Source organism: Salipiger mangrovisoli (genome assembly GCF_015223355.1).
GTDB lineage: Bacteria > Pseudomonadota > Alphaproteobacteria > Rhodobacterales > Rhodobacteraceae > Salipiger > Salipiger mangrovisoli.
The window spans coordinates 96197-107271 of record NZ_JADFFK010000001.1 but is presented as its reverse complement, the minus strand read 5'-3'; the positions used below and the strand labels follow the sequence as shown (position 1 = coordinate 107271).

At 68.3% G+C, this 11075-nt stretch carries 10 protein-coding genes; 4 read left to right on the top strand and 6 right to left on the bottom strand.

The window, feature by feature from the left end; genetic code table 11:
- Positions 1–5 precede the first annotated feature (5 nt).
- Positions 6–455 carry a phosphonate C-P lyase system protein PhnG gene (gene phnG / locus IQ782_RS00490; protein ID WP_194132655.1) on the bottom strand — a complete coding sequence of 150 codons (450 nt, stop codon included), beginning with the start codon at positions 453–455 and terminating at the stop codon, positions 6–8.
- 114 nt (positions 456–569) lie between these two features.
- On the opposite strand from phnG, the gene phnF reads away from it, so the two are divergent.
- From phnF to IQ782_RS00470, 4 genes are all read left to right on the top strand, one after another.
- Entirely contained in the window at positions 570–1325 is a 756-nt protein-coding gene (gene phnF / locus IQ782_RS00485; protein WP_194132654.1) for a phosphonate metabolism transcriptional regulator PhnF, read from the top strand.
- A gap of 41 nt (positions 1326–1366) precedes the next feature.
- Positions 1367–2548 carry an alpha-D-ribose 1-methylphosphonate 5-triphosphate diphosphatase gene (locus IQ782_RS00480; protein ID WP_194132653.1) on the top strand — a complete coding sequence of 394 codons (1182 nt, stop codon included), beginning with the start codon at positions 1367–1369 and terminating at the stop codon, positions 2546–2548.
- Positions 2549–2659: 111 nt separating this feature from the next.
- Positions 2660–3700 carry a substrate-binding domain-containing protein gene (locus IQ782_RS00475; RefSeq protein WP_194132652.1) on the top strand — a complete coding sequence of 347 codons (1041 nt, stop codon included), beginning with the start codon at positions 2660–2662 and terminating at the stop codon, positions 3698–3700.
- A 107-nt stretch (positions 3701–3807) separates the two neighbouring features.
- Positions 3808–6093, top strand: a complete 2286-nt coding sequence (locus tag IQ782_RS00470) for a methyl-accepting chemotaxis protein (protein ID WP_194132651.1) — start codon at positions 3808–3810, stop codon at positions 6091–6093.
- A 41-nt stretch (positions 6094–6134) separates the two neighbouring features.
- Here the strand turns inward: IQ782_RS00470 and IQ782_RS00465 are convergent, their stop codons facing one another.
- The 5 genes from IQ782_RS00465 to phnC form a co-directional block, all read right to left on the bottom strand.
- Positions 6135–6767: an LbetaH domain-containing protein gene (locus IQ782_RS00465; RefSeq protein WP_194132650.1), complete on the bottom strand. Its 633-nt coding sequence runs from the start codon at positions 6765–6767 to the stop codon at positions 6135–6137.
- A complete protein-coding gene (gene phnE, locus IQ782_RS00460) occupies positions 6768–8078 on the bottom strand; it encodes a phosphonate ABC transporter, permease protein PhnE (protein ID WP_194132649.1) in 1311 nt (436 codons plus the stop codon).
- A gap of 1 nt (position 8079) precedes the next feature.
- Positions 8080–8946 carry a phosphonate ABC transporter, permease protein PhnE gene (gene phnE, locus IQ782_RS00455; protein ID WP_194132648.1) on the bottom strand — a complete coding sequence of 289 codons (867 nt, stop codon included), beginning with the start codon at positions 8944–8946 and terminating at the stop codon, positions 8080–8082.
- Between the two features lie 98 nt (positions 8947–9044).
- Positions 9045–9944, bottom strand: a complete 900-nt coding sequence (phnD, locus tag IQ782_RS00450) for a phosphonate ABC transporter substrate-binding protein (protein ID WP_194132647.1) — start codon at positions 9942–9944, stop codon at positions 9045–9047.
- 48 nt (positions 9945–9992) lie between these two features.
- On the bottom strand, positions 9993–10811 hold the full coding sequence (gene phnC, locus IQ782_RS00445; RefSeq protein WP_194132646.1) for a phosphonate ABC transporter ATP-binding protein: 819 nt from the start codon (positions 10809–10811) through the stop codon (positions 9993–9995).
- Between the last annotated feature and the right edge of the window lie 264 nt (positions 10812–11075).

The following is an 11075-nucleotide window of genomic DNA, read 5'->3' as shown; positions in this document are numbered from 1 at the left end:
CGACATCATTCCCCCCGCACCATGGTGAAGAAGTCCACCTTCGTCGCCGCGGCCCGCGCCGCCCGCGCGTCCCGCCGTGCCGCCTCTTCCGAGGCCAGCGGCACCAGAACCGAGGCCTGCATCTCATCGGCCCGCGGCCCCTGCATCAGCGCATCCACGAGCGCGGCGCGTTCGGCATGGGCGCGGTTGCGGCCCTGCACATGGGCATGACCCACCTCGCCACTCTCGAGCCGCAGCGCGCAGCGGGTCACGGTCATCTCTCCGAGGTTGAAGGGCGCGCCCGTGCCACCCATGCGGCCGCGCACCATGACGCCGCCGGTCTCGGGCACGCGCAGCCAGTCGAAGCCGGGCAGAGCCTCCCTCCCCAGCAGTTCCGCAAGCCGCTCAGCCGGGGCGCGCGCCAAGAGGCCCATCCAGCCCTGCCGCGCGGCGATTTCCTGTTCAGGAGTTTCCATCTGGACACCTTGCCGATTTGTCTAGATAACTATACAACTAGACATGTGATACGCCCTGCACCCCGAGTCGGGCAAGGGCTCATTGCATGAAGTTTCGGTGACAAAGGTTCCCTGATGCCCCGCTCCCCCGTCTGGCACGCCATTGCCACAACCCTCGAAGACGAGATCTCGCGCGGCCACTACCGCCCCGGCGACAAGCTCCCGACCGAGGCCGAACTGGCCACCCGTTTCGGGGTCAACCGTCACACGGTGCGCCATGCGCTCTCGGATCTGGCCGAGCGCGGCCTGACCCATTCGCGCCGCGGCGCCGGGGTCTTCGTGCGCCTGGCTCCGATGGACTACCCGATCGGCGGACGCACCCGCTTCAGCCAGAACGTGCGCGCCTCGGGCCGCCTGCCCGACCGCCGCCAACTGCGCATGGAGATTCGCCCCGCCGACACAGGAGAGGGCGAGACCCTCAAGCTCCGGCCCGGCGAGCCACTGCTGGTGCACGAGGGTATCTCGCTTGCCGGAGGCGTGCCGATGGCGCATTTCGTCTCCTATTTTCCGATCACCCGCCTGCCCGGCTTCGATGTCACGCTGGGCGAGGTGAATTCCGTGACCGAGGCGCTGCGCCGCCACGGCATCGCCGACTACACACGCGCCTGGACGCGGCTGACCGCCGAGCCCGCCTCGGCCACCCAGGCGCTGCACCTGAACCTGCGCGAGGGCGAGCCGCTGCTGCATTCGTCGAGCCTCAACCTCGGCCCCGACGGCGTGCCGGTTGAACAGGGCCACACCTGGTTCGCCGGAGATCGCGTGGCACTGACGATCAACCATGACGAGACTGGCGCGGCGCAACGTCACGCCGATGACACAGAGCCGGGATAGAACCTGCCGAAACCCCAGAGCAGCCACGGCGGGTATCCAGCATGACGGCCCTACTTCCCCCCCTGCGCCTCACCGGTGCCTCCATCCTCCGCGAGGGCGCATTGCAGAAGCGGTCGCTGGTGATCGAGGACGGCGTGATCAGCAAGGGACCGTTGCCCGAGGTGGACCTCTCGGGCTACCTCGTGCTGCCGGGCATCATCGACCTGCACGGCGATGCCTTCGAGCGTCACATCGCGCCGCGGCCCTCCGCTCCCTTCCCGATCCTCGCCGGGCTGCGCTGGACCGACCGCGAGGCAGCCGCCCATGGCGTGACCACCGCCTGGCTGGCGCAATGCTGGAGTTGGGAGGGCGGGATGCGCGGCCCCGACTTCGCCGAACAGGTGATGGCCGCCCTCGCCGCCTACCGGCCGCACGCCCATACCGACCTGCGGCTGCAGGTCCGCTGCGAAACCCATATGCCGGAGACCCGCGAGCGGCTGCTCGCGGCGGTCATCGCGCATGGCATCGACTACGTCGTGTTCAACGATCACCTGCCCGAGGCGCTCGACGTGGCGCACCGGGATCCGCATCGGCTCGCGCTCTGGGCGGAGCGCGCCGGGGACACGCCGCAGTCCTTCGTCGCGCGCCTGCAAGACGCCAAGTCGCGCGCCCGCGACGTGCCGCGCCACCTCTGCGCGCTGGCCGAGAGCTTCGACACCCATGACATCCGCTACGGCAGCCACGACGATCCCGATGGCGACACGCGCGAATACTACCGGCTGATCGGGGCGCGCATCGCCGAGTTCCCGACCACCGTCGGCGCCGCAAAGGTCGCCCGCGCGTTCAATGACCCGGTGCTCATGGGCGCGCCCAACGTGGTGCGCGGCCGCAGCCAGGCGGGCAATATCTCCGCCCAGCACCTGATCGCCGCCGGGCTTTGCGACGCGCTGGTCTCGGACTACCACTATCCTTGCCTTGCCGAGGCGGCCTGGACCCTCGTCGACAAGGGGCTGCGCACGCTGCCAGAGGCTTGGGCGATGATCTCGACCACCCCGGCAGAGATCATGGGCCTGGTGGACCGCGGCAGCCTCGACCACGGCAAACGCGCCGATTTCGTGGTGATCGACACCCAGAGCCGCGCCATCGAGGCGACGGTCAGCGGCGGACGACTGACCTACCTCGCCGGCGAGGCCGGGGCCAGGCTGATCTCGGCGATGCAGGGGCAGCGCATGGCGGCCGAATAGCCGGGTCTCCCCTGACGGGGGCGGCGGGCCTTAAGCGGATGTTCAATTCTCCTGGCGTAAGACCCCGCCACCCGGTCCGCAGGCCGCGCCGCCGGGGACAGGAGAGTTCCCATGCGCCACCGTGCCGTCGCCCTTCGCGGATTCGCCCCGCCTGACCATGCCCATGGCCGGATCCCATCCGGGAACCGCGCCTCGGCCCCGCTCCTGCCCGCGCTCCGGCGTGCGGCGCTGCGGGTGCTGCTGCTCGCGCTTGCACTCGGCGGCGCGCAGGCGCGGGCCGAGGGGCGGATCAGCATCATCGTCAACGATCCCCAGAACCCCTATTGGGCGGCCGAGGGCGCGGTCGCCAAGGCCACGGCAAACGACCTCGGATACAAGGCCGTCGTTGCCGCGCATGAAGGCAACACGCTGATCGAAGGGGCGCAGGTCGATGGCGCCATCGCCGCGGGGGTCGATGCAATCATCCTCGACCCGGCGGATGCCACGGCCTCGGCCGAGGCGGTGCGGCGGGCGAAATCGGCGGGAATCCCGGTCTTCGTGGTCAACGCCGGGCTCGCGCAGCCCGGTCTGGCGGTGGCGCAGCTGCTCTCGAACAACGCGCAGGGCGCGGAACTGGGTGCGCGCCACTGGCAAGCGGCAATGGCGGCAAACGGCACCTATGTCGAACTGCTTGGCGCCGCCTCCGATCCCAATGCCGCGATCCGTTCGAAGGGCTACGCGAACGTGCTCGACCCTGTCGAAGGCTTGCAGCGCGTCGCTCTTGCCGCCGCGGACTGGGATCGCACGCGCGGCTACGAGCAGACCCTGGCGCTGCTGGACACCCACCCCGAGATCACCGGGCTGATCGCCGGCAACGACGAGATGGCGCTTGGCGCCGTGGCGGCGCTGAAACAGACCGGGCGGCTTGGAGCGGTGACGGTCGGCGGCTTCGACGGCTCGCCCGACGCCGTGACCGCCGTGCTGGCCGGTGAACTGGCCTACACCGTGTTGCAGCCCGTTGCGGTCTTTGCCGCCGAGGCGGTGCGCCAGGCAGATCACTACATCCGCACCGGCAGTCCGCGCGAAAGGCGCGAAGTGCAGTTCTTCGACTGCCTGCTGATCGATGCCAGCGCCGCGGCGCGCATGACCAGCCCCTTCGTCTTGCCTGACTGACGCAGGCTGCCCGCGGAAGTTAGCTGCTTGTTCAGTGTTTCGTGATTGAACTGGCGGCATCCGCGGGCGCATCGCCCCCTTTTTGCCAGCAGATAGAGGAGCCCGCCATGTCGCTTCTGCGCAGCCTCTCGGTCGCCGTGAAACTGCCCGCCCTGATAATCGCAATCGCAATCGGGTGCCTCGGTGTCGCCGGCGCGATCGCCTACACCGTTTCGCTCGACCAGCTGATGCACGAGGTTTCCTTTCGCCTCGCCGCCGTCCGCGACACCCGCGCCACGCTGATCGAGGCCTGGTTCGACGAGAAGCTAGAAGCGCTCGGCGAGTTTGTGGATGAGACCAGCACGATCGAGGCCGCCAGTGCCATCCTCAGCACCTACACCGGCCTCGGTCCCGAGGCGGATGCCCACCTGCGCCGCTACTACGTCGACGAGAACCCCAACCCGCCCGACGACCGCGCTGCATTGGAGGAGGCGGCGGACACCACTGCCTATTCGCTCTTTCACAAGAAATTCCACGCTGGCTTCCGCAGCGTGGTCGAGGCCATCGACCTGCGTGACCTGTTGATCGTCTCGACCGCGGGCGAGGTCGTCTACTCGGTCCGGAAGCAGGGCCATTTCGCCACCACGCTTGGCGACGACGGTGGAGCGCTCGGCTCGGCGGTGCGCGGTGCACTGGCCGAGGGCGCGGCGTTCGGTTTCGGCGATTTCGCTCCGGACCCAATGCTGGACGATATTTTCGTCGGGTTCCTCGCGATGCCGCTCGCCAATGAATGGGGGGATACGGTTGGGGCCCTGGTGTTCGAGCTGGAGGTGACACAGGTCAGCAACATCCTGACCATGCCTTCGGCGCTCACCGACACGACGCGGATTGCGCTGGTGGGTCCCGATCTCACCCGGCGCAGCGCCGGTGGGCTGTCGGATCCGCGCGACACTCCGGGAAGCGCCGCGGCCGAAAACCCAGCCTTTGTTGCAGCCCTGGCAGGTGAAAGCGGCGTTGCCGACCTCACCCTGCCCGATGGCGAAGTCCTCACCGCGGCCTACCAGCCGGTCCATCTCGGCCCTGCCGATGCCGCGGCCAGCACCACCTGGGCGCTGCTGGCCGCCGAACCCGCCGAGGTGATCGCCGCCGGTCCGCGTGTCTTGCTCGAGAAGCTTGCGCGCGCCGCGATCCCCGTCCTTCTCGCCGCCCTGCTGGTGGCGGCCTTCGCGGCGCGCAATCTCGCGCGGCCGCTCGGCCGGATCACCGCCGCCGTGGGCGAGGTCGCCGGCGGCAATTACGACAGCGAGATCCCGGCACAGAAGCGGGGTGACGAGATCGGACACATTGCCCGTGCGCTCGACGCGCTGCGCCGCGACCTGCGGCAAAGCCGCGACGATCTGAAGTCCGGTGCCAGCAGCCGCGCGGCGATGCAGAGCGCGCAGGAAGAGGTGGTGGCGGCGCTGCAAGATGCGCTCGCCCGGCTCGCCGACGGCGATCTTGGCAGTACGATCGGGCAGGAGTTTCCCGCCGACTACGAGGGTCTGCGCAACGACTTCAACCGCGCCACCGACAAGCTCCAGCAGGCGATGGCCGACGTGTCGCAGAACGCCCAGGCGATCAACCACGACGTCGCGCATATCGCCCAGGCCTCCGAAGAGCTCGGACAGCGCACCGAACGCCAGGCCGCCACAGTCGAGGAAACCGCCGCCGCGCTCGACCAGCTCACCGCCTCGGTCTCCGAGGCGGCAAGGAACGCCGCCGATGTTGACGGGATCGTGGGCAAGGCCCGCGAGGACGCGCAGGTCAGCGGCGAAGTTGTGCGCGAAACCATCGAGGCCATCGGCATCATCGAAGCGTCCTTCCAGACGATATCCGGCAATATCAAGGTCATCGACGACATTGCCTTCCAGACCAACCTGCTTGCGCTCAACGCCGGGGTGGAGGCGGCGCGGGCCGGTGATGCCGGCCTGGGGTTCGCCGTCGTCGCCTCGGAGGTGCGGCTGCTTGCGCAGCGCTGCTCCGAGGCGGCGAGCGAGATCAACACGCAGATTTCCGCCTCGTCCGACCACGTGCAGAACGGCGTGCGGCTGGTCGGGCGCACCGGAGGCGCGCTGAAGGAGATCATCGAATCGATCCGCACCATCGCCGAGCGGGTCACCGCCATCGCCGAAGCGGCCCGCGAGCAGTCCACGGGACTGTCCGAGCTCAACAGCGCGGTGGGTGAACTCGACATGACCACGCAGAAGAATGCCGCGATGTTCGAGCAGACCTCCGCCGCCAGCTCGGACCTACAGTCAGCGGCTCTGGCCCTGAGCCAGAACGTCGGCCGCTTCACCCTCGGCAGTGCGCCCGAAACCTGGTCCAGCGCGCCCCAGTCCCCGGAGGCGCAGGGTTTCGGCGCCGCCTCGGCATGATCCTCCACAGCCCTCGCAACGGAACCGCGGCAGCCCCCCGCTCACGTGGGACCGCCCTCCACGCGCTGGTATTTCTCGAGAAAGGCCTCCGCCGGCATCGATCGGAAGTCCGCCAGCCGCTCACGCAACAGCGCATGCGGCCAGTCCCACCAGGCCAGAGCGATCATGCGCTCGGCCAGGTCGGGTGCAAAGCGGGGCCGCAAGGGCCGCGCCGGCACGCCCGCAACGATGGTATAGGGCGCCACGTCCCTGGTCACCACCGCCGAAGCGGCGACCACTGCGCCATGGCCGATGGTCACCTCGGGGCGCACCACGGCACCATGGCCGATCCAGGTGTCATGTCCGATCTGGGCGCGCCGCGCATGGCGGGCCGCGAAAAATGCCTCGTCGCGGCGGGCATCGTCCCAGTAATCCTCGGAGCGATAGAGAAAGTGGTGAAGCGAGGCATTGCCCATCGGGTGATCAGTCGGGCCGATGCGGGTGAAGCTTGCGATATTCGAAAATTTCCCGACCGTGGCATTGGCCAGGTCCGCACAGCGGTCGCAGTAGGAATAGTCGCCCATCTCCACCCGGTTCAGCCGCGAGCCCCGGCCGATCTCGACATAGGTGCCAAGCTCGGAGTCGATGATCTCGCAGTCGGGATGCACGAGGGGCTCAGGCCCGAGCCGCGCCATTCAGAGCCCCTTGATCAGCTTGCGGCGCAGCCAGCCGGACGCACTGTCCATCGCCATCACCATCAGGATGACGAGGATGATGTAGTAGGTCACCTCTTCCCAGTCCTTCTGGGTGATCATCGCCTGGGTGAGCAGCAGGCCGATGCCGCCGCCGGTGATCGCGCCGATGATCGTCGCCGAGCGCGTGTTGGATTCCAGGAAGTAGAGCACCTGGCTGACCAGCACCGGCACGACCTGCGGGATCACCCCGAAGCGGTAGCGCTGGATCGGCCTTGCCCCGGTCGAGGCGACGCCCTCGATCTGCTTGCCGTCGACATTTTCCAGCGCCTCGGAAAAGAGCTTGCCAAAGGAGCCGGTGTCGGTGAGCAGGATCGCCAGCGCGCCGGTCAGCGGCCCCGGCCCGAAGGCACGGCTGAGCACGATGGTCCAGATCAGCCCGTCCACCCCGCGCAGGAAGTCAAAGGCCCGCCGCACGCCGAACCGCAGGGCCATGAGGGGCGCGAAGTTCCTGGCCGAGAGGAAAGCCAGCGGCAGAGCCACCAGCGCCGCGCCCATCGTCCCGAGGAAGGCCATGAGAAGCGTCTCGAACAGCGCCCAGGCCACATCGGCGTGGCGCCACATGGGGTTGTGCCAGAAGTCCTGCCACGCTCCGGCGATATTGCCGCGCGCGGGATCGATCTGCGCGCCGAGGAGGATCTCGCCGAATCCATGGCCGTGGTAGGGGCTGTCGAGCGTGAAGAAGAACAGCTCCCAGCCCGGAAAATAGCGGAAGAGCTCGGTCTTCGAACGGGTCAGCGCCACCCGCGCGCCGTCGGCGGTGACCTGAAGGCGCGAAGGAGAGGCGGAGATCCAGTCAGGCAAGCCTTCTTCAGGCAGGTTGCTGACGATCTTGCGCCCTTCGAGGCGCGCCTCGATCAGGCCGAAGCCCGGCACCTCCCAGCGAAAGCCGTTGCCGGGCAACAGCAGCACCTCCTGACCGCCGGACAGCGCGACGCGCACCGCGCCGTCGTCCTGCGGGAGCACCCAGTCGGGCGCCGTGCCTTGCGGATAGGAGCCCTTGCGCTCGCCCTCGATGGCGACCGCAACATCGCCGCCGCGATTGTCGCGGGTGACATGGGTCTTGTAGCTCCAGGTGTCGGCGAGCAGCGTGCGGGCGTTGTCCCAGCGCGCCCGCCCGGCCAGCCCCGGCAGATCGAAGGCGAAGAAGATATAGCCGAGGTACAGCAGGATCACGGCAGGCAGGCCGAAGGCGACAATCCTCTTGCGGCGGAAGACCCGGTCGGCGGAGGCGTAGAGCGCGGTGTCGGCCATGTCAGTGGCCCCCTTTCTTGGAGGAGATCATCGCATTTCGCACGTGGCTCGAAAGCTGGTCGAAGACGACGATGGTCAGGAAGAGCAGCAGGAAGATCGCGGCCGCCTCGTCGAAGCGGCCCTTGCCCCAGGCCATGGCGTTGCGCAGCTCGTAGCCGATCCCCCCCGCCCCGACGAAGCCGAGGATGGCCGAGGCGCGGATGTTGATCTCGAAGCGCAGCAGCGCGTAGCTGAAGTAGTTGGGCGAGACCTGCGGCACCACGCCCAGCCACATGCTCTGCAGCCAGCTGGCCCCGACCGAGGAGAGCCCCTCGACGGGTTTGAGGTCGGCGTTCTCGTTGACTTCCGAGAACAGCTTGCCGAGCGCGCCGGCGGTGTGCAGCGCGATGGCCAGCATGGCGGGCACCGGCCCGCCGCCCAGCACGAAGATCAGCACCAGCGCCACGACGATCTCTGGGACGGCGCGCAGGATGTCCATGAACCGTCGGAACACCGGGATCAACCGAGGCCAGCGCGCCAGCCCGCGGGTCGAAAGCAGCGAAAGCGCGATCGCCGCAACGGCGCCAAGCAGCGTCGAGACCGCCGCGATGTTGATCGTCTCGACCAGCGCGGGGAAGTACGTCACGAAATGTCCGGGCAGCGCGGCGAGCTTCGGCAGCGTGTCTGCAAGCACGTCGGCGGGAAAGTCGAAGACCTGCGGCAGGCCGTTCCAGAAACCGCCCGCGTTGCGCTCATCGGCGAGCATGAAGCCCGACACCATCAGCAGCACGAAAAGCGCGAGGGTGATCCCGCCATAGAGGCGCCGCTGCGCCATCAGGGCCAGGTAGTGGCCGCGCGGATCGTGGGGGGCGTCGGGGGTCTGGGTCATCTGCTCTGGTCCTGCTTGGCGGGCCTGTCAGGCGGGACGGCGCCCCGCCGCAAACAAGAAGAGGCCCCGCACCGGCGGGACCTCTCGATGGAAAGCGATCAGTTCGACACGGACTGGCGCGCCGCGACGATCGACTCGTACTCGGCGTGGGTCACCGGGATGAAGTCCTTGGCATCACCCGCGGCCACGCCGTAGGCGCAGTCGGGGTCTTCTTCCCAGAGGTTGGCGGTCAGCTCGGTGACGGCATCCTTGACGTCCTGCGGCAGCGCCTTGCGGATGACGAAGGGGCCTTCGGGGATGATGTTCGACTGCCAGATCTGCACCAGCTCGTTCATGTCGACGAGACCCGCGTCCACCGCCTTGCGCAGCGCGCCAGAGTTGTAGCCGTCTTCCCAGTTGCCCTGGCCGTCGGCCCAGGTCACGCCGCCATCGACGTCGCCGTTGTTCACCGCGACGATGGTCTGCTCGTGGCCGCCGGTGAAGACGACGTCGCCGAAGTAGGCGCCGGGGGTCATGTCGTAGCCCGCGGCGGCGATCTCGATCGACGGGATCAGGTAGCCCGAGGTCGAGTTCGGATCGCCGAAGCCGAACTTCTTGCCCTTGAGATCCTCGAGCGAGGTGACGCCGCTGTCGGCGCGGGCGAAACCGATCGAGTAGTAGCCGATCGAGCCGTCGAGGTTCTGCTTGACCAGCACCGGCTCGACCGCCTCGGGGTCGGCAATATAGGTGCCGGCATAAGAGGATGCGCCCATCCAGGCCGCGTCGATGGTGCCGCCGAGCAGGCCCTGCATCACGCCGTTGTAGTCAGCCGGGGTGAAGACCTTCACCTCGACGCCGAGCGCCTCGGCGATCTTGTCGGCGAAGCACTGGTTCGAGGTCATGCGGTCCTGGGCGTTTTCGCCGCCGAGGATGCCGAGGCGGAACTCGGTGATCTCCTGCGCCTGGGCTGCGCCCGCGAGCAGGGTGCTGGCCAGAGCGGCCGCGATCAGTTTCTTCATCTTCTGTCCCTCATGTGGATTTGGACCCGTCCCGTTGGGTCCGGGTGATCAGACCGCGACTTCCGCAGCCCGAATGATTGCCGTGGCCACGGGGTCACGGATCTCGGTGGAGGTGGCATTTTCCGAAAAATCGGCGCCGGCCCCGTAGATGTCGCGGGCCACGCCGGTGGTCAGCTGCGCCGGGGTGCCGTCGAAGACGATGCGCCCGTCGCGCATGCCGATGACCCGGTCGCAGTAGCGCCGCGCGGTATCGAGCGTGTGCAGGTTGGCAATCACCGTGCGGCCGTCCTCGTCGTGGATGCGGCGCAGGCTGTCCATGACCAGCTGGGCGTTCATCGGATCGAGCGAGGCGATCGGCTCGTCGGCGAGGATCACCTTGGGGTCCTGCATGAGCGCGCGGGCGATGGCGACGCGCTGCTGCTGCCCGCCCGAGAGCGCCTCGGCGCGCTTCGCCGCATGGGCCGCGATGCCGAGCCGCTCGAGAATGTCGATGGCGCGATGGATGTCCTCGCGCGGGTAGAGGTTGAACATCGTCGCCAGCGTGCCCCGCCGGGCGAGCGTGCCGTGCAGCACGTTCGACACCACGTCCATGCGCGGCACCAGGTTGAACTGCTGGAAGATCATCGCGCAGTCCGACTGCCAGCCGCGTTTCTCGGCGCCCTTCAGCTGCAGCACGTCGCGGCCCTCGAAGAGCAGCCGGCCCTCGGTGGCGTCGGTGAGCCGGTTCATCATCCGCAGGAAGGTCGATTTCCCCGCGCCGGAACGGCCGATGATGCCGATCATCATCGGGCGGTCGACGGTGAAGCTCGCCCTGTCCACGGCGGTGTTGGCGCCGAAGCGCTTCGTCAGATGTTCGACGGTGAGCATGGTTCCCCCAGACTGTCCGAGGCGGCTTCTCGCCCCGCTGGGTATCGAGGCTGTGACGCAACAGATTCGGTTGCATGTCATTTCGGTGAAGCTTTCGTGACGGGCGGGATTGCCGGTCAACTCCGCGGCTTCCGCCCGAACCTCTGCCCGAAACGCCCCCGAAATCCGCGACATGCCTCCGGGGGTGCCCCTGCGCGCCGGGCACGTCCTCGTGCCCGCGGAGGCATTGCCCTTGTCCCCCAAGGATGGTCTATGTCCGGACAT